This is a genomic window from Mucilaginibacter rubeus (genome assembly GCF_003286415.2).
Lineage (GTDB): Bacteria > Bacteroidota > Bacteroidia > Sphingobacteriales > Sphingobacteriaceae > Mucilaginibacter > Mucilaginibacter rubeus_A.
On record NZ_CP043450.1, the window covers coordinates 5,705,210 to 5,731,629 of the forward strand.

The following is a 26,420-nucleotide window of genomic DNA, read 5'->3' on the forward strand; positions in this document are numbered from 1 at the left end:
AAACGAAAATCTTAGTTACAAAGTATGGTTCGGGAAATTTAATGTTTTACGGGAATTTTTGAACCCGCTTTCTTAGGTGCAGGAGAAACCTGTTGTTTTACTGTCGGCGGATCTGTTTTTTGAGAAAATTCGTCTTCCATCATCTTTTGAAGCTCATCCTTATGTGCTGCCACGGCTTCCTGACCAACCATCATTGCATTTTGCGTTAAAGCCGGCAATTTCTGACCAACTTTCTGCCCAACCGGCGAATTATAGAAAGTTGTTATTTGTTTCAACTCGTCCTCAGTAAATTCATTAGCATAAATGGCAGCCATCTTATTCTTAAGCGAATCCCAGGTAAAATACTTGTTCATAAATGTATTCATCACCCTTTTAAAGGCAACCTTTTTATCGTCGGGAACCTGGTTGCTTGCAACATCGATCTGGTTGGTAATTATTGTCCCAAATTGTTTATCAATACCAAGCGCAATCAACATTTGCTGTGCTGCCTCCATGCGAGAGGGTGGTAAGGTTTGATCTGTAGTCTGCGCTTTTAAGCTTGACGACGAAAACAGGATTACACCGGCAAACGCGATAAGTTTAAGTTTTAGGTTCATATTTAAATTTTTATAAAAATCTTTTTGAGGTAGAATCCCCACATCACTATCCATAAAATCAATACAGTAAATATAGCGCTTACCAGCGAAGCATTTACCGGCGAAAAATAAGGCGCGAAAAATGTTTGATAAATTGAATGGCCGCCAATTTTAATCATCCCCATATAATGCGGAATAAAACCCGAAAGTACATAAGCCGTAATGGCATTAACACCGAATACCACAAAGGGATAAGTAAATCTTTTATACCCCTGTATGTCTATCAGCCAGTAGCTTAAGGCCAAGCCAATGGTGGCAAGTCCGCCGGTATATAACACAAATGAGCTTGTCCACAGGGCTTTGTTAATGGGGAAAAACAAATCCCAAAACAAGCCGGCAACAACTGCTATTACCCCGTATGCAAACATCCAGTTGGTTTTTACCTGGTCGTCGCGGTCTTTACGTTTAAGCCAGCTGCCAACGCGAATGCCAAACAGGGCTGTAGCTACTGCGGGTATAGTTCCCAGCAAACCTTCCGGGTCCCAGGTATGTGATTCACGCCAGAGATGATCGGGGCTAAATACCAGCCTGTCTATCCAGGCTCCCATATTGGTTTCCGGTTCGAGATTGGCATAACCTACTCCCGGTACCGGGATGCAGGTCATGATAATGAAATAGCCAATAAGGGCACCGGCAAAGATCCAGTCGCGTGTTTTTTGTGATGTTTTGAGATAAAGCACAGTGCTGATAAAGTACACCAAAGCAATACGGGGCAGCACACCCGGCAAGCGCAAATGAGCCAATCCGCCATCGGGATGAAAGATCAATTGGGTTACCCATGGAATGAGTAGCAAAATTACAGTACGGCGCAACGCTTTCAAAATAAGCTTGCTGTGCGATACGGTGGACTTTTTACTTTCCATAGCATATATAACCGATACGCCAACCATAAACAGAAAAAACGGAAAAACCAGATCGGTAGGTGTACAACCATTCCATTTGGAATGCTCAAGCGGAGCGTAGATGTGCCCCCAATCGCCGGGGTCATTAACGAGGATCATCATGGCGATGGTTGCGCCACGAAATACATCAAGAGATAGCAGGCGTTTGGGCTTTTCGGTTATGGTTGAGGTCATATTGGTCTATGATCAGGTTCAAAACTCCCCTCTTGAGAGGGGGCGGGCAGGATGTGTGCTTTGGCAGGGGTGTGTTTCATCGCTTGAAGAGAAACACACCCCTACACCCCTCTCAAGAGGGGAATCGCACAAAGTCAGCGCTTTTATCTATTCCAATGGCCCGCGTTCTTCGCGGGCCATTGATTTATTTCACTAAAACATATATCGCTTAAACGCTTCCATAGCCTCGTATTCGGCAAGGCCAAGACGATCGTAGCGTTGAGCGGTGTCGCGGGTGCGGTCTTCTGCCCTTACCCAGAACTCCCTTGCATCATCACCCGGGAATACAGGCCTGTCTTTTTGCGACTGGTGCTTGAAGATCGCGTTGCGTTTGCGGATTACTTCTTGTGGCGACAATGGTACAGCCATTTCTATCTCGTAGGTTTCAAACTCATGCCATGCGCCACGGTACATCCATAACCAGCAATCTTCTACCCAGGCCTCTTTACCTTTCAGCCTGTCCAATGCCGCCAGGATGATCTTAAAGCATACCAGGTGGGTACCATTAGGATCCGCAAAATCGCCTGCCGCGAAGATCTGTTGTGGTTTCACTTTTTGAAGCAGTTCGATGGTCAGTTGGATATCTTCTTCGCCTACCGAATTCTTCTTGATCTTGCCTGTTTCGTAAAAAGGCAGGGCCATAAAATGGATATGATCGTCCTGCAAACCTGCATATCGTGCGCCTGAGATAGCTTCTGTTTTCCGGATGAAACCTTTTACGTTCCTGATCTCCTGGGTATCGATCTGGTTAGGTTGTTTGGTTGGGAAGAAAGCACGCATATCTTCATATGATTTTTGAAGATGGGCGGTGTCCTCGCCGATGCTGTTGGTAAAGTCAATGGCAAATTCCATATACCTCAATACATCATCGTCCCATACCGCGGTATTACCTGAAGTTTGGTAAGCCACGTGTACATCATGACCCTGATCTACCAAGCGGATAAAGGTACCGCCCATCGAGATCACATCATCATCAGGGTGTGGTGAGAAAATGATTGAGCGTTTTTTAGCAGGTAATGCCCTTTCCGGTCTTTGAGAATCATCAGCATCCGGTTTGCCACCTGGCCAGCCGGTTATGGTATGCTGAATCTGGTTGAAAATATCGATGTTGATATTGTATACCGGTCCCTGTTCTACCGCAAGCTGCGCCATACCGTGGTTGTTATAATCTTCTTCGGTTAGTTTCAGTACTGGTTTGTTGATTTCATTAGCCAGCCAGATCACCGCTTTCTTTTTCAACTGGTTATCCCAGATACAATCTTTTACCAGCCATGGGGTATCAAACCTGGTTAATTCTGATGCAGCTGCCTCATCCAATACAAATTCTACATGTTCTGACAGTTGCAGGTAAGTTGCAGGCACATCACCGGAGATTTCACCTTCTACTGCTTTTTTGATAATTGGTGCTTTCTTCTTGCTCCAGGCCATCAATATGATTTCCCTTGCTTTGAAGATGGTACCGATACCCATCGTGATGGCCTTGGTTGGCACGTTGGCTTTACCACCGAAATCCCTTGAAGCATCACTTCTGGTCAGGTCATCAAGAGTAACCATCCTGGTACCTGAATTAGGTGCAGAACCAGGCTCGTTAAAACCTATGTGACCTGTACGACCGATACCCAGGATCTGGAGATCTAAGCCACCCAACTCTTCAATTTGCTTTTCGTAAGCCAAACAGTAGCCGGCTACCGCGTCTTTGTCCAGTGTGCCATCAGGGATATGCACATTGGCTTTATCTATATCAATATGGCTGAACAGGTTTTCGTACATGAACGTCACATAGCTTTGCGCAGCTGTGGGTTTCATCGGGTAGTACTCATCCAGGTTGAAAGTGATCACATTTTTAAAGCTCAAGCCTGCTTCTTTGTGCAACCTTACCAGTTCGGCGTAAACCCCGATAGGAGTTACACCCGTGGCAAGTCCTAATACCGCTTTTTCGCCTTTGGCTTGTTTTGAGCGGATCAGATCTGCTATCCGGTTCGCCACTGCCACTGAGGCCTCGTGCTGGTTGCCGTACACGCTTACAGGTAACTTCTCGTAACGCGTCTCTTCCAATAAATTTAATCGTGCCATGAATTTTAGGAAATGTATTTGAGGTTAGTTGTTCAAAACAAATATATCAGATATTTACATAGCGCCATTATTATTTTAACTTTTGCAGCTTGTATACAAATTGTAATTTAAGCCTATGATACCCTTGAACCATAACCTGCAACAACTTTTCAACATCGCTCAAAAACCATCAAAAATGGGCATTGGCCTTATGTCGGGTACTTCGTTGGATGGCCTTGATATTGCTTTGTGTCAATTTACAGGGCATGGTTTAAACACCAAATTTGAGTTGCTGCAATTTATCACCATCCCCTACCCTGATGAGTTTAAGCAGGAAGTTCAGCAGGTATTTGCAAAGCGCAGTGCCGATCTTGAAAAAGTTACTTTGCTTAATGCATACATTGGCACCTATCATGCGGAGCTGATACTGCAGGCTCTTGAACGATGGCGTATCGATCCCCAAAATGTTGATTTCATCGCCAGTCACGGCCAAACTATTTATCATGCCCCTGAACGCTTACATCTGCATAAAAACTATCCTAATGCCACCCTGCAAATTGGCGATGGCGATCATATCGCCGTAAAAACAGGGATATTAACCGTCAGCGATTTCAGGCAGAAACATATTGCGGCCGGAGGCGAAGGTGCCCCGTTGGCTTTATACGGCGATGTTTTATTAGGCAATAAAACCGGCGAAAACCGGGTGCTTTTAAACATAGGCGGCATAGCCAACTTAACCTGGCTGCCCGGCGATGGCGATTTTAACCGCGTCCTCTGCACAGACATCGGCCCCGGAAATACGCTTATCGATGCCGTATGTCGAAAGTACTTTGATAAGTCTTATGATGAAGATTCAGCTATAGCTTACAGTGGCAATGTGAATGAAGGGTTGTTAACAGCGCTTCTCGCCCATCCATTTTTTAAAGAGAAAGCGCCTAAAACCACCGGACCAGAATTATTTAATCTTGACATGGTTGCCGAAGCGCAACAGCAATCCGGCAGCGGGCAAATTACCAATGAAGACCTTGTTTGTACCTTAAGCGCTTTCACGGCGGCATCCATAGCAGGTTTTATCGAGAACAATATCTCTGGCGATCATATTCAAATTTTCACCAGCGGCGGTGGCGCAAGAAACCCTTTTGTTATTGGTGAATTAAAAAAACTGTTGCCCAGCGTTTTAATAGAGGATAGCAGTTTGTTAGGTATTAATCCCGATGCTAAAGAAGCTATATTGTTTGCCTTGTTGGGCAACGAAGCTTTATGTGGTGAGCCAATCAGCATCGGGGCCAACCCGGCGGTGTTGATGGGTAAGTTTTGTTTTCCTATTTAAATAAAAAGGAGGCTCCATCCGGAGCCAAAACACAATTTATATTTTGGCTACAAACATGATACTCCTACGGAGTTATAAATATAGGTTTTAGACAACTCCATAGGAGTACAATGTTTATAGCTTGATTAAATCAAAATATTTCGGGCTCCATAGGTGCCTCCTATTTAATTTGATTCAACTATATAATTTAAATCAGGCCTCATCAGCAGGCGGCTCCCAAAGCTCAATGCTATTTCCTTCCGGATCGAGGATATGGACAAATTTGCCGTATTCACTTGCTGCAATTTCATCAAGGATGGTAACTCCATCTTTTTTGAGCTCAGCAACCAATCCCTCCAGGTCTTCAACAATATAGTTTATCATAAACTCTTTGGTTGAAGGGGCAAAATAAGTAGTAGTTTCCGGAAAAGGGTTCCAAACAGTGAGCGCGGTTTGATCGGGGTCATCATCCTTGCGCCATTGAAACATAGTTCCGTAAGCACTGGTTTTAAAGCCAAGCTTTTGGGCATACCATTCATTCAATTGTTTTGGATCTTTACTTTTAAAGAAGATGCCTCCAATACCAGTTACTTTTTTCATGGTGGAAATTTGATTTTTAAGACTTAAATATACCTTTTAAATCAAGCTTAACAATAATTCCTAACCGCTTTTGAAAACATTATTTCAGCGGCCCATCTGCTGTTTCACAAAACGCCTGACACGCTGTAACAGCGTCCCTTTACGATTGGCCAGAAAATGTTTAATAGCCTTATAGGCCTGCTCATTTTCCTGCAGCACATCCGGAAATTGCGTTACCTGTTTGCGCGCCATTTGTACGTGGTACATATCTTCGTTATTGGAATGCACACCGGTACCATCGTGCCCTATATTTTGAATAAGCGACTGCGACGGGTTGAGCGTTAACCCATTCTTTAAAAAGATAGAGGCATACCACCTGATAGCCCAGGAATTATTTTTTCCAGCCTTAAATTGCTCAATCTGTTTCCAGAAATTCATTTTTCCTTCTATCGAAAAGCGGGCTATTTTGAGGTTATCAAACTGATTTATCAGCTTGTCAACATCGGGTTCAAAGTTTTTCCAGGCACGTGCCCAGGTTGCCCAGCCCCAACTGGTGGCTGCGCGGTAAAAGAAAGTTTCGGGCAGGGTTTTATCATGCAGGTTGTACATGTACGCGCCAATGTGCATTACCTGCTCCTGGTTGGCGTATTTAGCTAACGCGTCATTAAAATATTGCAGGGTGTATGGCGATGATAACAGGTCGTCTTCAAACACAATCACCTTACCATACTCATATACCAATTGCGTTACCCCACTAATAATGGACTCGGCCAAACCAAGGTTATGTTCACGCACGATAACCTTTACCGATTTAAATCCGCTCACATCATTTGCCAGTTGCCTCACCTGTTCAACCTTTGGTTTATCGGCATCAGTTTTAGCCGCATCACAAAAAACATACAGGCGCGATTCGTCGGCCAGTAAATTTTGTTGTAAATAACTGATAGTACGGCGGGTATGATCGGGCCGGTTATAAACAAAAAGGGCTATCGGAGCAATATTTTGCATGGTTTGATTTCAGCAGACAGGATATTGAAATTAAATGCCCCGCATATAGCAGGGCATCTAATTGTAAAGACAAAATTATACTATAACCTCGCCATCGCCAACAAATAAAATAATTTGTTTTTAGTCTGCCGATTTTACAGTAAACGTGGTACGGCGGTTAAGCTGCCTGCCCTCGGGATTATCCTTGCCGTTTGGCAATTTATTAGGCGCAATAGGCATTCTTTTTCCATAACCTTTAGCCTTGATGCGTGATGATTTAATCCCCTGCAACAGCAAGTAATCAACACAAGCCTCGGCGCGTGCCTGCGATAATTTCAGGTTCCATGCATCGCCGCCTATCCCGTCGGTATGCGAGCCAAGCTCAATCTTTATTTTAGGGTTATCGTTCATAATAGCTACCAGTTTATCCAGCGTGCTGTATGAATCGGCCCGGAGATGAGCGTTACCAAAATCAAAGTAAATGTTATCAATAACTATCTGCACGTTAACCTTATAGTTCTGCAAACAGATATCGGGGTTAATAAGTGTATCAATACCCGGCCTTACTATTGGTGCAGGTACAACTTTAGTGAAATATCCTTTTTGTGAGATTTCCAATTTATAGCTTGGCAATTTTTCTTTCACCTGGAAAACATAGTCGCCTTTTTCATCGGTAACTTTGGCAACCAGGCCCATTTTCACATTCGGGTCTTTCAAGATCACTCTTGCACCTGCCATACCGGTATTACTACGGCAGTCGATAACCCGGCCACTGATGTATAAGAACTGGTACTGACCGGTGAATAAACTTAAACAACAGTCGGAACCACGGGCCGAACTCAAGTAAAATTTATTCGCATTACTTGGGTCAATGCTGTAATACAGATCATCTTTGGATGAGTTAACCGGGTAACCCAGGTTAACCGGTGCCGACCAATGGCCAAAATCGCCATCGCTGCGGTAAACATCAAAACCGCCCATGCCTATAAAACCGTTCGAGCTAAAGAACAATACCTTATCCGGACCATCATAATATGGTGATTGCTCATCATAAGGCGTATTTACAACATCGCCTAAATTGCTTACTGTTTTTGGCTGCCCGGCATCATCCAGGTTACTTTCCCAGATGTCATCACCACCTTCGCCACCAGGCCTGTCTGACGAGAAGAATAAACGCTTACCATCGGCACTAACAAAAGGATGTTTAGAGTTATAACCTTCGGCGTTAACCGTATTATTTAACCTAACTGGCTGCTGCCATTTGCTGTTTACCAATTGGCTTAAGTAAATAGCAGATACCGTTTTTCCATTCTTTTTATACCAGCGGGTGAGGTACATTTTGGTACCCGTGCCGTCAAGAGCAGGTGTGGCATATTCGATCTGGCCTTCTTTATCAAATACGTTAAAGTTTGTCGCCAGGGCTTTTGTCGAGTCTAAAATAGCCGAGCTATAGATCCTGTTAGTATAAAATTTATCCTTATCAACCATACGTGATGAGGTAAACCAATACCGCCCTAAATTCACGGTAAGTGCGTAATCACCCTGATCTTTATTCAGGAACACCAATGGTGATACGTCAACAGCCCGCGGATGCTCCATTTGCTTCAAGGCGTACTCGCAGGAAGTGATTTCTTTATTAGCCAGCTTGGTATATTTAGGGTCCTGGTTAACACCTGCAAATTGCCTCAACTGCAGCAGGGCCTCATCATATTTACCGTTTGCCTGCAGGCAGATCCCATACCAAAGCGGCGTTAAAGGATATTTTTCAACAGATCCTTCATTACTCATCCTGGTGTACCAGATAGTAGCATCCGTAAAATCTTTATACAAACGATATGATTCGGCCAATTGATAGATGATGTATTGATTGGCTACGTCCTTTTTAGAGCTGCTTTTTGTGTTTGATACTAAAGGCACGCTTTTTTTTGATTCGGCGGAAGTACCATCAATAATGTGCTTGTAATAAAATGCAGCAGTGTAATACTCATGCCTGTTGAAAGCGGTATCGGCCAGGGTCTTGTAATTTTTCGCCTGTCCAAATGAAACTGCCGGAAAAAACGATAGTAAAAAATAAGGTAATAGTTTTTTCATATTATATCCTTGGGCAAATTGGGGCCGGAGAATCAGTATAGCGGCTAAATATGTAACTTATTGACAATTCAAACCCACCACGGCCAGATGTAACTGCGCGAAGGCCTGAAGTATTAAAATCATAGCTGGCACCAATAACCATCTGGCGTATATGGTAGCCTATGTTGGCAATAGCAGCATCCTGTAAGCGTACCATGCCGCCAAGTACAAGCCCGTTATCGTCAGAAAACTTCAGCTCAGAGTATACCCCTCCCGCTTTGATCTCGCCTTTGCCCTGCTTTATATAAACAATGTTAGGGATCAGGTCAAAAAAATCAGAAGCCTTGATGCGGATACCGCCATGTGCTGTAAAGCGCATAGGCAATTTGCTGTTAATGCCGCCTGCAGCAAAAGGATCTGTTACATCATTGATGTGGTTGACACTAACGCCGCCAAAAAAATTGGCTTTGTTCATCGGGTCGGCGTTGTAATAATAGATACCGGCACCCGCATCAAATACCGTTTTTGACGAATAGCCAAAATTTTCATAATTGGGCAATGTTGGATCGTAACCGGTATTGGGATCATACTGATTATCTGACTGAAGCTTATTAGGGTCAAAACTGCGACTGATAACACCAGCCTGCAGTCCAAAGTGCAAACGCTGGTTACCATCACCCGATAATGCTATGCCATAACCAAATGAACCGGAAGCCGTAAAGTAATTGTAACCCGCTGTACCTGCCTTTTGATCAAGCACATTAAAGCCAATACCAACCTTATCATTCGGTTTAAAATCGGCAGATACACCGGCCGTGCGGTAACCGTTGTTGATATTTGTCCACTGATCTCTAAAGTTAGCCGATAAGCGTGTATCGCCATCAAAAACACCGGTAAGTGCCGGGTTTAGCCAAAGCGGATAAGCGTAAAACTGTGAAAAATGCGGATCAACCTGCGCCTTCACTTTTCCTGCAACTGCCAACTGCAGCGCTATGGTAATAATAAGTAGTGCTTTCTTCATCGTAATAGCGTAATTGTTCCCTTTTTAGTCAATTGCGCCCCATTATTCATTGTTGCTTTTAAATAGTATACATACACGCCCACCGGCATCAATGATCCTTTAAAATAACCATCCCATCCTTTATTAACATCGGTTGATGTAAACAGCAACTGGCCCCACTGATCATATACGTAAAATGAAAGTGTGCTGATATTTTTGCCATGTACGTAGATGATATCGTTATTTCCGTCGCCATTGGGGGTAAAATTATTGGCCACGTATATGATATTGTTATTGTCGATAGTGGTAGCCGTAACAGCTGCCGAGGCCTCACTTAGCGTACATGAAGTAGCACCCAAAGCTTTAACCGTAATAGTTACCGGCTGATTAATACCAAGATTACTTATCGTATGCGTTAAACCGCCGCTGCCCGAGCTTGGCGTAGTATAGGTTGAACCATTATCGGTACTTACCTGGTAGCTGGTAGCGCCATTTACCGCTTTCCAGTTAAAAGTTACACTTGATGATGTAACATCACCAACAGTTACCACAGGCGCATCAAGCGGCTTGGTCATTTGTACCTGCACCGGGGTTCTTCCATTGGTATTACATCCGGCAGTATTTGTTGCCTCTACATAGTAAGTTTTTGCTGCGCTCAACATAGCGGTAACGTAGGTATTGCCTTTAGCAAGCAAGGTGCCGCCGGTAGGGGCATCATACCAGGATAAAACTGCTGCCGCATCTGAAGATGAAGCGGATAATGTAGCGGTTGTGCCGGGGCAGATACTGGTACCTGTACTGTTTACCGTAACTACCGGTAAGCCAACCACAGATAAGCTCACAGTACCACGCGACGCAGAAATACAACCTGTTGTATTAACAGCTTCCACATAAAACTTTATTCCTCCCGTTACATTATTAAGGGTATAGCTTGCTCCGGTATGTATAATATTGGGATCGGTTGGGCTGCCATACCAGTTGTAAACAACGCCGCTTTGCGCGTTTTGAACTGTAAGTGTTGCTGCCGAACCTGTACACGCGGTAACTGTGCTTTGAGCAAACGCCGGAACATCAGGCGCAGGAGTAACTGTTACCTGCACGGTTGTTAACTGACTGCTGCAAGTACCGTTTGATGCTTCAACATAATACTTTGTACTTGCAAATAAAACCGGTGTTGTAAACGCTGTGCCCGAACCTACCAATGTATTCTTAGCCGGCGAATCGTACCAGTAATATTTTGCCGCACCCGGTGGCGAGTCTAACGTTACTACAACAGAAGTGCCGTAACAAGTGCTTATAGCTTTGGTTAAAGGAGGTGGTGGCTGAGGAGCCGGAGAAACCTTAAATACAACCACATTACTGATTAAAGATGTTGTACATGCACCGGATGTAACTACCCGGCGATAATAAATATCACCGCTCAATGTTGGCGGGTCGTAGTTTTTGGATGTTGCCCCGGTAATATCGGTAAATGTTATGTTATCTGTTGATGATTGCCACTGATAAGCGTAGGTACCATCACCACCTGCAGCGGTGGTACCGGTAATAGCAGTAGGGTCTCCAGTAGTACAAAACTGGGTAACCGCCGGTGCCGAAATAGTATTATTGGTAACCGCGCTTATAGGCCTTACTGTAACATCATAAAACGAATCATAAGCAATTACGCCGCCGGTAGTAATTTGCCTGCGCAAACTATACACTATACTTGTTGTACCAGTATTGGTAAGTGAAGATGTGATATAATCTTTCAGGGTATTGGTAGATGGCGCGCTAACCCAGCTCCCGCCACGGTTTATTTGCCATAGATAACTATTAGGCGTTGGCGTTTTCACATCACCGTTAAGTACAGCCGCTGCAGCAGAACAAATGGTTATGGCCTGCAATGGGGCTGGGGCTAAATTATCAGAGGTCAGTCGCGAATTCGCAATCCGCCCCTCTTTATTGATTGTCGACCCAGGAGCGGATACCCGGCTAAAACCAACTAAGGGGAAAAAGAAAAGGCAAAACATTGCCCTTAAAAAAGGTTTACACAAGCGAAGAGGCATTAGGGTGCATAGCTTAAATTAACGGATAATGATAATAATTATCCTTCACATTATTAAATTTTCAAAATATTTTAACCTGTAACAAAAACATTTTAAAGCCAGTCAAAAATGATTTAACTCAATCAGGGGACAATAAAATATTAAATTGTTAATCCAGGCTTCGTAAATACCGGTAAAGCACAACGGCATTTTAGTCTCTTTTACGGGATTGTTAATTATAATGTTCAATTTATCAAAAACTTTTAAACAGTATAAGAGGAAGAAGCTGGTTGGAAGCCTGCGTAATGCCTGTTTTTCATTAGCCGGCAAATGCCATCTGGCCAATGAAGCAAACGGCGTAGCTTTAATATAAGGGGATACAAATAAGGTTTGTGCAAAAGTTTTGCTCATGTAATTTATTGCGATAGGTTAGGTTATTTAGTACTCAACGCGTCCTGATCATACTTTTTTCAGTACGCGATCAAATATAACATTAATATCTTCTGAAATTTTTAAAACATAGGCAAAAAATACATACACCACACCAACTATTGCCGAGCGGTAAACCATATCTAAAACCACATTTTTTAACTGCGGAAGATAGAGCCCTATCAGCAGGCAAACCGTAAAGATCATTAAGATATATAGGTGCGCTTTTGCAAAGGGCTGCAGATTGAACTTGATTTTAATAAACAGCCAATATGCAAAATTTAGTACAAACATGGTAAGCAGGTAAGATACGGCTGCCCCCATCATCCCCATACGTGGTATCAGGATCCAGTTTGATACCACGCAAAGCACTACTGCCGAAACAATAAAAACAGTAGTAAGGCGGTAATATTTGGATACATTCATGATGTAACCGTTTAGGCCACCTGTCATATCAACCAAAAACGCCACACCAACAACAATAAACACGTTGAAATAAGGAGCATAATCATGTTTATGCAATAGCATTACTATAAACTGCCTGTTGATAACTAAGCCTATAAACAGCAGGCAGCCAATAAGCATCTGCACTACTGAAGTTTTGTAATAGATTTTACCAATTTTGGCAATGTCATTGGTAACCCACGATTGCGCTATGATCTGCAACGAAGTACGGCTCAGCGCCTTTGCCGGTAAACTGATAACTACGGCAATAGCGAAAAAGGTACCATAAATCCCCACATAACTGAACGACTCTTTCGTGAGCATGCTCAGCATAATGGTATCAAGGTTCTGGATCATTACAAATGAGCTGCCGCTTAATACCGTAAAGATGCCATAGCTTAGAAATGTCTTTCGCTCGCCCAATAACTGCGCGCCAACGGCCGAAAACTTAAAGTGGCTGCCTTTGGCGATATAAACAAGCAATACCACTACTGCTACCAGGTTGGCAATAATGTAGATCTGCAAGAAAACATGATAATCAATCAGCTTAACGGCTATTAATAAGATAGCGACAGTTGTAAACAAGCGCAACCCAACCTCACGCAAAAAAGAGGATAGTACATTTTTAAATACCGTAAGCGCCATGTTTTCAAGCACAGAGAACACCAGCACCAAAAACGATAAGGGAATGAGATAGTAAAAATATTTAATGAGCAGCGAGGCGCCATCCTTATCTTTATAATTGCTGATAATTAAATCTTTAAAAACTACAAAAAATACGGTAAAGGCCACAAAACCAATCAGGCACCAAACAGCTACAAAAGACGCGAAACCGCCATGCTTTTTATCATCACTGCGATAGTATGGGAAATATTTAAGGATGATATTACCTATACCCAATCCTGCAAACTGGGCATAAAGCAATGATATGGTTCCCATTAAAATAAAGAAACCGATCTCTTCTGTAGTAAGGATCCGCTGAAAAAGAATAGTAAGATTTAGGAAACCCAACGCAACCCCAGCATAAAGTATGAGGCTGTTGAAAAATCCCTGTTTCTGTAATAGGTTCATTTAGTTCGCTTTACTATTGATGCTGTTCTGAACAATGTTATCAAGCAAAGCCATACGCAGGTTAATATCGTAATTATCAATCATGTGGTTGCGTGCAGCTTTACCCATTTGCACGGCCAGTTCAACAGATTCTGCCAGGGTTATCATTCGTTCGGCCATTCCGGTTATATCATACTCGTCAACCAGGAAACCTGTTTTGCCGTCAACAACAGCTTCCTTAATTCCTGAATGCCGGGTTGAAATCACAGGAAGCCCCGATGATGATGCTTCCAATACAGTAACCGGAGTTCCTTCTTTATCGCCGTTAGCAGCAGTAACCGAGTGTTGTACAAATGCCCGCATGCGTTTCATCAATTCCCTGATCTCTTCCGGCTTCAATACCCCGGTAAGTGTAATCTGCTCATTAAGTCCAAGTTCCGCAATCAGCGCCTTTGTTTCATCAAACAGCGGACCACCGCCGGCCATCCAAAGTCTGGCATCCGGATGTTGTTCGAGTACAATCTTAAATGCCTTCACTAATGATTGCGGAGATTTCTTCTCTACAAAACGCCCTACAAATAAAAAATCTTTGGCCGAGGCCGATATATCAAGCAAAGGGAAAGCGGCTGTGTCGACGCCACATGAAGCTGTATACACTTTATCGGCAGGGGCTCCCATTTCTTTCAGCGTGGCTGCCATATCAACCGACACAGCGATAAAAGCGCTCGCGTACCTGAAAGCCTGCTGATAAAGTTCAGCATAAGCGGCAACGGTATCACGATGATAAACATCGGCCCCATGAAAATGGATAATGAGCGGAACGCCGGCCATTTTGCAAGCTTCTGTAACCGATGCGCCAACCATACCATACTCGGCAAAAACAGCGTCTATTTTATTTGCTTTGAGATATTTATACAGGGCACGGGTACGTACCCCAATATTTTTCTTTTTAAAAATCCGCTTTTGGATCAGATAACTCAGCAGACCCAGTTTTGAACGGATCAGTGTTTTTCCCTCATGGTCATACAAAGGGAAGGCACCGCCGTACAGCACTTTTTTATTACCGGCCAGGCCATCAATATGCGCCTGAATGAAGGTTTCGGAAAAAGCGGACTTATTGGGCTTTATGATACATAAGTTATATGACCCGCTCATATCAACCTAACTTTTTGCGCACATAATACCGGCGGAAGAAGCTGCCTAATTTATAAACAGCCTTATTAAAGATCCTCCTGCTACGTTGAGATGCGGTTACCGGTTTCGGATGAAAAAACGCAGCCTCGAAATCGTCATTTTTTTCCAATACGATGTGCGCGTAGTCGCCTACGTTCCACACGTTTTTAAGTTCGTAAAAAATCACTTCGGTGCCTGTATCTGCAGCCAGCTTGCCAATAACATCAAAAGAGATATGCTCATCAACCGGCTGCATGGTTTCCGGCTTATTCACCAACGACCATTTTAAGTTTGCTGGCGTAGGCACAGTTAAAACAATACGGCCCTTGTTCCGCAAAATTTTAGCAAGCCCGGCATGAACGGCCGGCCTGTCGGTAACGGCAATGTGCTCATACACATCCATGAAAATGATCAGGTCGAACTGCTCATTAAAAGTGTCAGTGGTAAGGATGCTTTCCTTAAAATTTAGTTTGCTGTCGCCAAAAAGCTTTTGCGCAATCTGGATAGACATGGTGCTGATATCAATACCTGTAATAACGGCATTAGGCCAGTATTTACGCATCCGCGAACAAATATTGCCCATACCACAACCTACCTCTAAAACTCGGGCCGGGCTTGATGGCGTAAAACGCTTAATGGTATCCCACCCAAACTCAATACGGGGGTTAACTACAATATAATCATTAAGCTTGTTTTTAACGTGCTCATCATAATAAGACACTACATTTTCGCGGTTCGGAGTTTCAATCATTACAGATACAGAGTATATAAAGCTATGCTTTGCAGGTACAAAGTTAATAAATAATATTAAAGGGGCTTTTGGGCAACAATAACATAGATAGCGCCATCGCGGTCGCGCTGGGCCTGTGTATTTATTTTGTTAAATAAGCCAATCATAGCCTGCATTACCAAAGCAAAAGGAGGAATCAAAAATTTGGGCAACTTAACAGCAATACCATCCTGAAAGAGCTGCAAGCCACTTGCCGCCAAACCCATGATGCCATAAAAAGAGTTGATCTTAAACCCTTCGGCTTCGATGGTTTTACGCAGACCGGCGCTTGTCCATCGCCAGTAATCATTAGGCGTTGGATGATAAAACCAGTAACCATGTGTGGTAATAATAGCCGAACCTCCGGGTTTCAAAATACGCATAGCCTCCTGTAAATAACCTGATGGGGTATCTACATGCTCCAGCACCTGGTTACTAAGTACAATGTCGCAGTAATTATCGGGCAGGGTAGTTTTGCTGTCGAAGCCGATATGATGCTCAGCCTTGGGGTTCATTTCCAGGTCGATACCCAGGTATTTGCCTACTATCGGATCAATCAGTTCACGGTAAGGCATATCACCGCAGCCAAAATCGGCAAGCAGTAATGTTTTATTATCGGCGGTAAGTTGTTTTACTATTTCGATGGTTTTATCCCTCAATTGTGAAAGGGATACATAGCGGGTGTGAAAAACAGAGGGATATAATCGGTCGTTACCTTTCATGCGGCTAATTTAACAGTTTTACTTAGCTTTTCATGCGCCGGTTTTAAAGCAGAACAGGTTTCCCGCATGAGGAAACCTGTTTTAACCTATTGGCTAAATTGTATCAATTTGTAGCCTTATAAAGTTTTTTAATTTCTTTGTCGGACAGCGCCCTGTCATACAAACGCATATCATCCAACGCACCTTTCAGGAAATATCCCGGAGAAGGTACATCAGGATTATCCCTGCCGATATAAGCATCGGCCGTTATCGTTATATTGGGCGAAGCAATTCCGTCAAATGTAATGTCTTTTGCACCATCAATGTAAAGTGCTAAGGTGTGGGTAGGATAATGATATACCGTGGTTATTAAATGCCAGGCGTTTACAGAAATAGCGCCCTGACTAAGCGTTAATAATGGGCTGTTATTCTCATTAAATGTTAACAATCCTAAACCTCCCTGGCCGGTTGAAACAAAATCATATCCTGTAATAGACACATTCCATCCGTTACCTAATTCAGGAATCCTTTTATCAATGATCTGTGAAGCGAATGAATAGTTATAAACATCAAGTTTCACCCAGGTGGAAATGGTGAAGTCGGTATGCGAAAGTCGCAATGTTTGTTTATCCTTAACAACAATATAGCTGTTAAACCCATTAAAATAATAGGCTCCGTTTGCGTTTCCAAATCTATCGGCAACTTGCGCTAAATTGTACCCCAAGCCATTATTACCATTGCCAGATACGTCGGCAGTGTTAGCCCCAAAAGGGTAATAGGCTATCATACCCACTCTAAGGCTATCTTTTACTGTTACGGTGCAACTTACTGATTTTGTTTTTTCGGCGTTACTAACAGAAACCTTTGAACTGCCTTCTTTCTTTGCTGTAATTCGACCTAATTGGCTAACAGATACTACTGAGGTATCTGACGACACCCAAACAAGCTTTGTTGTATCAAAATTTATTGGCCTGACTTTTACATCCAATTGTATAACCTGATCGGTATACATGGTAAGGGTATCTCTCAAAGAAATTTCTTTAAGGGTTTTGGTACTGTCCGTTACCGGTTTTGGCTGATCTGTAAGTTTGGAGCACGACGTATGCACGAAAGCAAATGCTGGCAACAGCAATAATAGAGGATAAAATTTCTTCATGTGATAAGGTTATATTTTCAATTACAAATATAAACAAATCTATTTACATCAAAACTTCAAAAACCCCTCCACCACCGGCATAACATTTTGTAAATAAACCACTTTTCAATTCAGGCAGCCCTATCCGGTCAATATCAATTGCTCTTTATAACAGAACCTTTAATAGTCGCTTCCGCTACTTTCCTTTTTGCTTCAGCTTTAGTAGTAATCTGTATAACGCCGTTTGCACCCCGCTCGCCATAAATAGCGGTAGCGTTTTTATCCTTCCAGACGGTAATGCTTGAAATATCATCGGGATTAATGTTTTTGAGAACAAACGATTTTGACTGGGTTACACCATCAATAACATATAACGGCTGTGCCCCATTTTCAAAACCATCCCGTATTGAAAATGTAGCCCTGCTTGAATCTTTCTGTAGCTGCGTCGCCAATGAAGAGGTATTTGCATCTCCGGTTACAACAGCGCCGGTTTTATTTTCCCCGGGCTTGGTAGGAGTGCCGCCGGCCAGTGTAAAACTTATTGGCACGCTATATTGTACCCTTACAGCACGACCGTTTTGAGTACCGGGTTTCCATTCGGGAGACAACTTCAGCACTCTTATTGCTTCTTCATCACAGCCATAACCTATTCCTCTCAGAACTTTAAAATCAGACAAAGAACCATCTTTTTCAACAACAAAAGTAGCAACCACCCGGCCCTGGATATTTTTTTCACGGGCATCTTTAGGATACCTGATATTAGTTGCCAGAAACTTACCAAATGCGTTTATCCCACCTTTAAACTCCGGCACCTGCTCAACTGCTGTAAATACCTGGTCGGAACCGGGTTGAGCCGAAGCTATTGAGAATTTTGCAGGTGTAGTAGTCTTTATGGTATCCTCATTAGGAGCAAGTGTAAAACTGATAGGTACCGAATATTGAGTCCTCACAGTACGATTACCCTGCATACCGGGTTTCCAGTTAGGCGATAATTTTATCACCCGCAAGGCTTCATTGTTCAGGTCATCGGTAACGCCCCTAACTACCTTTTCATTTGAAAGTGCACCATCTCTTTCAACAACAAAAGTGATGATCACCCTACCCTGGATCCTTTGCGCGCGGGCGTTAGCAGGATATCTGAGATTACTTTGAAGGAATTTACCGAAAGCCTGTAGTCCTCCCGAAAATTCGGGCACTTTTTCAACCGAAGTATAAATAGGGGTAGTATCAGCTGCAGCTACAATCCTTGCATTAGTCCGGGGTTGTGGCTCGTCAATGGTAATTTCTGTTACCTTACTTGCCGGCGTCGAGAAAACCTTGTCGGCTTTAATATTGATAACTGAAATGGTGTCGCTGTTATTGATGGTTGCTGATGAAAGTACCATCATCAAAATAAACAAGGGGGCCGAAAGCCCGTATTTAACCAGCGCTATCCGATGTGATTTATTTTTCTGCAGCATAATGATACGCTCCTTCAACAAACTTTTATTGAAAAATGAATTAACCAGGCCATGTGTTGGCGTATTAAAGGTTTGGCTTAAGAGCAGCATGGCGTAATCGGCCTTGTCGGTACCGGCTTCAACCGCATGCCTGTCGGCAATAAACTCGTGGATATGTTTTATAGCCCTGCGATAGAAATATACTATCGGGTTAAACCAGTTGATGATCATCACCAACTCAATTAACAGTACATCGGCCGAGTGCCATTGTTTGGCATGCACATCTTCATGTGTGGCTATAGCTTCGTTTGCCTCACCATCGGCATTTAGTTTTACGGTTTTGAAAAAGGAATAAGATACCGCAGATTCAGGCTGGCTGATCACCTTTTTTAGTTTAAACAGCTGCCATACCAATCTTGCCGACAAAAACACAATACCCGCTACATACACCAAAAACAGGATCTCGCCTATACTTACCGACGATTCTTCTATCGGTTTAAAGTTGTAAACAGCTACCGGGCTACTGTACAGCGTGTACTTTACCTGCTGGGTGATAAAAAGATCTTGTACCCAGCTGGCCTGGATAACAGGTATCATAAATGATAACAGGGCGGCGCTTACCAGGTAAAGCCTGTTAAGCTGAAAAAAGGTTTCTTTTCGAAGCAAAAGCACATAAAACCCGTAAAACAGCAACAGGTATATGTTTACCAATAATAAATATTGCCACCAGTTCATAATTATTTTTCTTTTAGTTTTTCAATCAGTTTCATGATCTCATCGGCCTCTTTCAGGTCAATCTTTTCTTTCTTTACAAAAAACGAAAGCATGCGGTTAACGGAGTTATCAAAATAGCCGCTCAGCAATTTATCGGCAGCAAAATTCTGATACTGCTCTTTGCTGATCACCGGGTGGTATTCGTGACTTTTACCAAATGCCTCATGGCCAACAAAGCCCTTGGTTTCCAGGATCCGGATAATTGTCGACACGGTATTATAAGCGGGCTTGGGCTCAGGTAACTGCTCGATAACGTCTTTAACATACCCTTTTTTTAATTGCCAGAGCACTTGCATGATCTGCTCTTCGGCGCGGGTTAACTCTTTAATTTCCATGTGCGTACTTTTAAATTAATACCTCGTGTATTAATATATTTAATTGGTTAAACTAAGGTAAGGGACATATTTCAAATTTGCAACTAAATTTTTAGTTATTAATTTCTTAAACTTTAAATCACCATATTCGTTGTGTTGATCACATCCAATTATACATGAATATAACCTTCCATGGTGCTGCCCGTAATGTTACCGGTAGCAAGCATTTACTCCGTTTAAACGACGGTACCAGCATATTATTAGATTGCGGCATGTTTCAGGGCCTTGGCGAACAAACCGAAGAAATGAACGAACATTTTGGTTTTAATCCCAAAGGTGTAACGCACATGATCCTGTCGCACGCGCATATTGACCATTGCGGTTTAATCCCAAGGTTAGTTGCCGAAGGTTTTGACGGAAACATCTACTGTACATCGGCCACAATGGACCTTACGCGGATTCTGTTGCTTGATTCTGCAAAAATTCAGATGCAGGATGCTGAATATAGCAACAAGCATCGCGCCCGCAAAGGCCTGCCCCTGCTTTCGCCTTTATATACCGAGGATGATGTAATGGAAGCTCTGCGCCTGTTCAAGATTGTTGAATATGGCGAAGAGTTTACCATTACCCCTGCCCTGAAATTTAATTTTACTGATGCCGGACATATTTTAGGCAGCGCCGCAGTGCATATCACCGTAACCGAAAACGGTAAGGACACATACATTACCTTCAGTGGCGATGTTGGGCGCTATGGCGATTTGTTGCTGAAAAGTCCGCAAACTTTTGAGCAGGCCAATTATATTTTACTGGAATCAACCTACGGCGATTCGCTGCATAAAGACCTCGGGCCTATCGAGGAATCACTACTGGAAGTTATTAAGCAAACCTGCGAGGTTAAGGGTGGCAAGGTAATTATCCCGGCATTCAGCGTTGGCCGCACGCAGGAATTGTTGTATGCCCTAAACAGCCTTGAACTGAAAGGCACCTTACCTGATATTCCTTATTATGTAGATAGCCCGCTGTCAGAAAAGGCTACGCAGGTATTGATGAACCACCCTGAGGTTTACAATAAAGACGTGCAGGAAGTTTTAAAAACTGATGCCAATCCTTTTGGATTTAAAGGCCTGAAATTTATTGAAAGCGTGGAAGAGTCAAAGGCGTTGAATAACGATCCACGGCCTTGTGTTATCATATCATCGTCGGGCATGGCCGAAGCCGGGCGGGTAAAGCATCATATCAAAAACAATATCAACAACCCAAAGAACACCATTTTAATGGTAGGCTATGCGGAACCAAATTCGTTAGGCGGACGCTTATTACGCGGCGATCATGAGGTGCATATTTTTGGCGAAATGTACGAGGTTAAGGCCGAAGTACGTTCCATCAAATCCATGAGTGCCCACGGCGATTATGATGACCTGCTTCATTTCCTGGCCTGCCAGGATCCCGCACTGGTAAAAACCGTTTTCCTGGTTCATGGCGAGTATGACGTTCAGCAACATTTTGCAGGGAAGCTTAAAGAACATGGATTTAAGCATATTGAAATACCTTATCAGCATCAGAAGATAGTTTTGGAATAGGTAATCATTCCGACTAAACCATGTCATTGCGAGGAGGAACGACGAAGCAATCGCATACTATACAGGGCGGACATGCCTCCGTGCGATTGCCGCGCTTCGCTCGCAATGACATTTTTTTAATAGTGAGCTTCTATCCTCTACCCCTTCCTCACCTGCTTTATCACCGCTATAATATCCTCTTCACCAAACGCGGCTTCCGCATCCTGGTAGGTTTGATAGGCGGTTTCGCCAAGTGGAGTGGCCAAGCCCAAATCTTTGGCCAGGCGCAGGTCTTTCGCGATATGCTTTAGGGCAAAAGCCGCATTATAATTATCATTAACAATGGCATCACCCTTTATTTTGACGAACGGACTGCCTAAAGCGCTGTTACCAATCAGCGTTGTTAGCGCTTCTGCATTGATGCCGTTTTGCTGTGCCAGCGTCACTGTTTCGGCAAGGCCTTGCGCAACAATACCCAACAAAGTATTAATGGCCAGTTTGGCTACGTTGCCTGCGCCGGTATCGCCAACCAGCATCACCAGTTTGCCCATTTTTTCGAGGATAGGTTTAGCCTGCTCAAATGCATCCGCCTCACCTCCTGCCATAATCACCAGCATAGCATCTTCTGCCTGTTTTACACTGCCCGATACCGGTGCATCCAGGTAATGATTACCTTGCGTCTTACACGCGGCGGCCATCTCTTTACTAATAGCCGGCGAAACAGTACTCATGTTAATGATGATCTTACCACTCACTTTCGCGGTTAGCAAACCTTCATTGCCGGTAAAAATATCCTTGATGGCCTTATCATCAGATACCATTACAAAAACAACATCAGTATCATTTAATAACAACGCTGGCGATGCGGCAGTACCGATGCCCTGGGCTTTAAATCCCTCTTCCTTATCCTTACTGCGGTTATAAACGCTGAGTGGATAACCGGCCTTAATCAATTGCTGCGACATGGGAGCGCCCATTTTACCCAAACCAATCCATCCTATTTTAACTGTATTCATGGTAGCTATTTTGTTTTTAATTTATATAGATTTTATTGATGCGAATTTACTGAATCCTTCAACCAGGAAATTTAATTCCCGATAAACGTTCGCACTCGGCAATAAACTTATCCTGAACAGCCGGATCCGAACCTCCCGGATGCACGGAACGCAGCTTTTTATGATAGAAATATTTCCCGCTTACCAACACTTCAGGCTCATTGCTTGCCGCAAGCCATACCTGTGTTTTTGGGCCGTCTTCCAGGCTATCCGGAGCGCTTGGTCCGCCCATTTTGGTTGCTACCCAACCTGGTTCCAGCGCGTTTGAATACACATCGGGCCATTTACGGGCAGCGTAAAAGGCCAGGACCACATTGTGTAATTTTGAGTCGGCATAAGCCATATAACCATTCCAGTTGCGAATGTTCCATTCCAGGTCGCGCAGTGAAGCATCACCGTCTTTATGCAAGCCCGAGCTGATATATACAAGTCGTTTAGGTTTGTTAATCAAACAGGTAAGGATATAGGGAGCAAGACTATTGATAGCAAAAACGTGCGGCAAACCGTCAACGGTTGCTATCCGTCGCCCTTCCTGGTAGCCTACTGCGGCATTATGAATCACCGCGTCAAAGGAACCGAGCTTATTTACCTGTTCTGCAACTTTTATAGTTTCAGCAATAGAAGATAAATCGCCGGTAACAACGGTTTCTGCCCCTCGCACAGTGGCCAAAGCCTCTTTAGCGCGGGCTTTATTACGGGCGTGCAATACTACACTATGACCATCTTTCAGTAATAATTGAGCGGCCATCTGCCCTAACCCATCAGCCGATCCTGTTATAAATATTCTTGACATGTTTGTTCTGTTTTAATGATAAAACAAAGCTCAGCACTAAAGTAACCAGGGCATTTAACAAATGGTAAAAAGCGCGGTTTGTTTATTTTGTCCTTAACGGATGTTTTTGCGGATCCGGCTTAAAGACTGAGGTGTTACACCAAGGTAAGATGCGATATCAGTCAAAGGCACCCGCATAGCCACTTCAGGCTGGCGCTCCAAAAATAACAGGTATCGTTCGGACGAATCATGCCCCAGATAAGCATTCCTGGTTTTTATTTTCTCCAGAAGCGTATTCTGCGAAATCTGATCGATCATTTCTTTTAGATAGGGCAGTTTCTCGTACAAAGCCAGCAAATTATTTTTGCTGATAGCCAGCAATTCCGTATCGCAGGCAGCCTGGATACTTTCTTCGGCAACCATGTTATTATTAAAGCTATACAGGATGGTGCAAAACTGATTGTCTTTTAAAAAGAAATAGGTAACCTCATTGCCTTTATCATTTTGAGCCATGATACGGAGCACACCGTTTGTAATAAAAAACAATTGCCTTGCCACATGTCCAAGCGGCAATAATGTATCCCCTTCCCTGAATTTCAGGGGCTCAAAAGCTTTTACAATAAGCTCTTGATCCTCAAGTGAGATTGGTTTTAACTGCTGTAAGCGGGCGATGAGTGGCTGTTGCATGATACAAATATCGGGGAAAATTGTATTAAACGTCATTGTGAGACACGAAGCAATCACGAATAGTGCAGATAGGACCTGCTTCCGTGCGATTGCTTCGTTCCTCGCAATGACGTGATGATGAGGGCAAATAAAATTTAAGCTTTAATAACTCGCCTGTCCTATTTCCAGTTTGCTGATCTTGCTGTTAGCATCAATAGTAAACTTAAAATAGGTTTTAAAATCGCCCCACTGGTCGCTGTGGAATTTACCGTAAACGTGTAACCCGTTTTGCTCTACCTTATCAATACTGGTAAAGCGTTCGTGACCCAAAGCCTTTTCAAAAAAGCTTTTAAAGTTCATTTTGTTACCATCGTCAAAAAGTTGGGCATCGTTAGTGAATAAAGCAAACCAGGCTTTTTTATCGCCATTTTGCAGGGCTTCAATGGCTTGTTTTACTACCGTGTTACTTAATTTCCCGGTATTCATGGTTTTGATGTTTTGTATAGTTGAGGCAGGCGTTTTTGCAGCCTGCGCGTTTACAGAGGCAGTAATTAATGTACCGTATATGATATAATGGTTAAGCGTTTTCATGGCTTAGTAGATGTATAAATCAAATAATATTTTTTACCCGTTAAATAAAAACAACAGGTTATAGCTAAGACTATAACCTGTTGGCGTATGTTACTAAACTGATAATTAATTTGTTGCACCACCGTTTACCAGCAAATGCTGGCCATTCACGAATGATGAAAGATCGCTGGCGAAAAACTCGGCCACATTGGCCACATCTTCAACTTCGGCCAGGCGGCCCATCGGACAACTGTCAAGCAATTGTTTTCTTAATGCGGGGTAGCTATCAGCTTCGGCAAAGATACCTGAATGATCAACAGCAAATGGTATGATAGAGTTAACTGTTACACCACGGTGACCAATTTCTTTTGAAAGGATATCAACCAGGTAGCGTGGAGTGGTTTTGCTACCACCATACACTGCCATTCCGGGTACAGGGAATGAAGTGGTGCTTGAGGCTATGTAAATAATACGACCATTGTCTTCCACATTTTTAGCAGCCTGCTGCATGGTGAAGTAAGTGCCTTTAGTATTGATACCGAATACACGGTCAAACTGTTCTTCAGTAAAATCAACCACCGGGGTTTCCACCAGCTCAATGCCGGCATTGGCTACCACGATATCTATTTTACCAAAGGCTTCTTTAGCTTCTTTAAACAACCTTTCAATATCGGCCACTTTGCTGATATCGGCCTGTACAGCTATTACTTTTACACCCATTGCGCTGATGTTGCTTACCACTTCATCGGCAGATGCTTTATCACGTGAGTAATTGATTACGATATCGGCACCTAATGCTGCGTAACGTTCTGCAATTGCTTTACCTAATCCACGGGCTGAGCCGGTTATTACTGCTACTTTATTATTTAATGAGTTCATGATTTCTATGTTTTTGATTGCGATGATTGTTGTTGATTACACTTATTTTTTCTTGTTTCAAGGTTTCTTCCTGAATCTTGATTCCTGATTTCTTGCTTCTTGATTCCCCCTTTAGGGGGTTAGGGGGCTTAAGCCATTGCGCCATTCAAACCGATGATTTGTCCGCTGATCCATTTGGCGTCATCGCTGGCCAGGAAAGCAACCACTTTGGCAATGTCTTCAGGTTCGCCAAGGCGATTAAAGGCGTTGAGTGAATTGAGGCGGTCAATTAGCTCCTGTGATTTGCCTTTGGTGAACAATTCGGTATTAACAGGGCCCGGCTGTACCGCATTTACATTAATACCACGTGCTCCTACTTCCTTTGCAAATACACGGGTCAGTTGTTCAACCGCACCTTTGGTTGCTACATAGCTGCCATAAGTAGGTGTTAACACTCGGGTTTGGGTTGATGAGAAATTGATTACAGACCCTTTGTCGGCCAGTTTTGTAGCGGCCTCACGCATGGTGTTAAATGTACCGCGAACGTTGATATCAAACTGACGGATGAAATCCTCGTCGGTGGTGTCTTTTATAAGTTTGGTGATCATGATGCCGGCATTGTTTACCAGTACATCTATTTTGCCGTAGTGGGCTATTGCAGCGTCAAACATGGCCGCCACCTCATCGGCTTTGCTCACATCGGCTTGTAAGGCGATGGCGTCACCGCCTTGTTGTTTTATAGAATCTACTGTTTGGTCGGCAGCTTCTTTACCGCCTGCGTAGTTGATAATTACTTTAGCGCCTTCGGCTGCTAATTTGTGGGCTACTGCTGCACCGATGCCTCTTGAGGCGCCGGTTACTAATACTACTTTCGATGCTAATGTGTTCATGGTTTCCTTTGTTATTTTGTTTATGTTTTTGTCGTTGTTGATTGACAATAC

The 26,420-nt window shown here is 43.3% G+C and carries 23 protein-coding genes; 2 read left to right on the forward strand and 21 right to left on the reverse strand.

Translation table 11 applies throughout. The annotated features are described in order from the left end of the window. Positions 1-38: 38 nt before the first annotated feature. The 3 genes from DEO27_RS22755 to nagB form a co-directional block, all read right to left on the reverse strand. Positions 39-596 (reverse strand): DUF2059 domain-containing protein, encoded by a 558-nt coding sequence (locus DEO27_RS22755; protein ID WP_190295198.1) that lies wholly within the window; start codon positions 594-596, stop codon positions 39-41. Positions 597-598: 2 nt separating this feature from the next. Next, a complete protein-coding gene (locus tag DEO27_RS22760; RefSeq protein ID WP_112568926.1) occupies positions 599-1,711 on the reverse strand; it encodes an acyltransferase family protein in 1,113 nt (370 codons plus the stop codon). 192 nt (positions 1,712-1,903) lie between these two features. Then, positions 1,904-3,823, reverse strand: coding sequence for a glucosamine-6-phosphate deaminase (nagB, locus tag DEO27_RS22765; protein WP_112568928.1), 1,920 nt, complete (start codon positions 3,821-3,823; stop codon positions 1,904-1,906). A gap of 115 nt (positions 3,824-3,938) precedes the next feature. On the opposite strand from nagB, the gene DEO27_RS22770 reads away from it, so the two are divergent. Further along, a complete protein-coding gene (locus tag DEO27_RS22770) occupies positions 3,939-5,132 on the forward strand; it encodes an anhydro-N-acetylmuramic acid kinase (RefSeq protein ID WP_223818029.1) in 1,194 nt (397 codons plus the stop codon). A gap of 192 nt (positions 5,133-5,324) precedes the next feature. On the opposite strand, the gene DEO27_RS22775 is transcribed toward DEO27_RS22770, so the two are convergent. The 12 genes from DEO27_RS22775 to DEO27_RS22830 form a co-directional block, all read right to left on the reverse strand. Then, a complete protein-coding gene (locus tag DEO27_RS22775; RefSeq protein WP_112568930.1) occupies positions 5,325-5,711 on the reverse strand; it encodes a VOC family protein in 387 nt (128 codons plus the stop codon). 84 nt (positions 5,712-5,795) lie between these two features. Beyond that, positions 5,796-6,698 (reverse strand): glycosyltransferase, encoded by a 903-nt coding sequence (locus DEO27_RS22780; protein ID WP_112568932.1) that lies wholly within the window; start codon positions 6,696-6,698, stop codon positions 5,796-5,798. 120 nt (positions 6,699-6,818) lie between these two features. Continuing rightward, positions 6,819-8,768, reverse strand: coding sequence for an OmpA family protein (locus DEO27_RS22785; protein WP_112568934.1), 1,950 nt, complete (start codon positions 8,766-8,768; stop codon positions 6,819-6,821). Position 8,769: 1 nt separating this feature from the next. Continuing rightward, positions 8,770-9,768, reverse strand: a complete 999-nt coding sequence (locus DEO27_RS22790) for a PorP/SprF family type IX secretion system membrane protein (RefSeq protein ID WP_112568936.1) — start codon at positions 9,766-9,768, stop codon at positions 8,770-8,772. Continuing rightward, positions 9,765-11,630: a gliding motility-associated C-terminal domain-containing protein gene (locus tag DEO27_RS22795; RefSeq protein ID WP_190295199.1), complete on the reverse strand. Its 1,866-nt coding sequence runs from the start codon at positions 11,628-11,630 to the stop codon at positions 9,765-9,767. Before DEO27_RS22795 ends, DEO27_RS22790 begins: the two co-directional genes overlap by 4 nt. 600 nt (positions 11,631-12,230) lie before the next feature. Next, a complete protein-coding gene (locus DEO27_RS22800) occupies positions 12,231-13,715 on the reverse strand; it encodes a lipopolysaccharide biosynthesis protein (RefSeq protein WP_112568942.1) in 1,485 nt (494 codons plus the stop codon). Beyond that, the gene (locus DEO27_RS22805) at positions 13,716-14,849 is read right to left on the reverse strand and encodes a glycosyltransferase (RefSeq protein WP_112568944.1); all 1,134 of its coding nucleotides are present in this window, start codon (positions 14,847-14,849) and stop codon (positions 13,716-13,718) included. It lies immediately after the preceding gene. Between the two features lies 1 nt (position 14,850). Continuing rightward, a complete protein-coding gene (locus tag DEO27_RS22810; protein ID WP_112568946.1) occupies positions 14,851-15,618 on the reverse strand; it encodes a class I SAM-dependent methyltransferase in 768 nt (255 codons plus the stop codon). Positions 15,619-15,674: 56 nt separating this feature from the next. After that, a complete protein-coding gene (locus DEO27_RS22815; protein WP_112568948.1) occupies positions 15,675-16,358 on the reverse strand; it encodes a class I SAM-dependent methyltransferase in 684 nt (227 codons plus the stop codon). Positions 16,359-16,461: 103 nt separating this feature from the next. Continuing rightward, positions 16,462-17,493 (reverse strand): LamG domain-containing protein, encoded by a 1,032-nt coding sequence (locus tag DEO27_RS22820; protein ID WP_112568950.1) that lies wholly within the window; start codon positions 17,491-17,493, stop codon positions 16,462-16,464. A gap of 134 nt (positions 17,494-17,627) precedes the next feature. Next, complete coding sequence (locus tag DEO27_RS22825) at positions 17,628-19,646, reverse strand: M56 family metallopeptidase (protein ID WP_112568952.1); 2,019 nt, start codon at positions 19,644-19,646, stop codon at positions 17,628-17,630. Between the two features lie 2 nt (positions 19,647-19,648). Further along, on the reverse strand, positions 19,649-20,020 hold the full coding sequence (locus DEO27_RS22830; RefSeq protein WP_090534685.1) for a BlaI/MecI/CopY family transcriptional regulator: 372 nt from the start codon (positions 20,018-20,020) through the stop codon (positions 19,649-19,651). A gap of 155 nt (positions 20,021-20,175) precedes the next feature. Between DEO27_RS22830 and DEO27_RS22835 the strand changes: the two genes are divergently transcribed. Beyond that, positions 20,176-21,579, forward strand: a complete 1,404-nt coding sequence (locus DEO27_RS22835; protein WP_112568954.1) for an MBL fold metallo-hydrolase RNA specificity domain-containing protein — start codon at positions 20,176-20,178, stop codon at positions 21,577-21,579. 137 nt (positions 21,580-21,716) lie between these two features. Here DEO27_RS22835 and DEO27_RS22840 read toward each other — a convergent pair whose 3' ends face one another. The 6 genes from DEO27_RS22840 to DEO27_RS22865 form a co-directional block, all read right to left on the reverse strand. After that, on the reverse strand, positions 21,717-22,574 hold the full coding sequence (locus DEO27_RS22840; RefSeq protein ID WP_112568956.1) for an NAD(P)-dependent oxidoreductase: 858 nt from the start codon (positions 22,572-22,574) through the stop codon (positions 21,717-21,719). 58 nt (positions 22,575-22,632) lie between these two features. After that, positions 22,633-23,406: an SDR family NAD(P)-dependent oxidoreductase gene (locus DEO27_RS22845; RefSeq protein WP_112568958.1), complete on the reverse strand. Its 774-nt coding sequence runs from the start codon at positions 23,404-23,406 to the stop codon at positions 22,633-22,635. Positions 23,407-23,499: 93 nt separating this feature from the next. Continuing rightward, on the reverse strand, positions 23,500-24,072 hold the full coding sequence (locus DEO27_RS22850; RefSeq protein WP_112568960.1) for a Crp/Fnr family transcriptional regulator: 573 nt from the start codon (positions 24,070-24,072) through the stop codon (positions 23,500-23,502). Positions 24,073-24,213: 141 nt separating this feature from the next. Continuing rightward, the gene (locus tag DEO27_RS22855) at positions 24,214-24,642 is read right to left on the reverse strand and encodes a hypothetical protein (protein ID WP_223818030.1); all 429 of its coding nucleotides are present in this window, start codon (positions 24,640-24,642) and stop codon (positions 24,214-24,216) included. A gap of 105 nt (positions 24,643-24,747) precedes the next feature. Continuing rightward, positions 24,748-25,500: an SDR family oxidoreductase gene (locus tag DEO27_RS22860; protein ID WP_112568962.1), complete on the reverse strand. Its 753-nt coding sequence runs from the start codon at positions 25,498-25,500 to the stop codon at positions 24,748-24,750. 128 nt (positions 25,501-25,628) lie between these two features. Next, positions 25,629-26,369, reverse strand: a complete 741-nt coding sequence (locus DEO27_RS22865; protein WP_112569059.1) for an SDR family oxidoreductase — start codon at positions 26,367-26,369, stop codon at positions 25,629-25,631. Positions 26,370-26,420 lie beyond the last annotated feature (51 nt).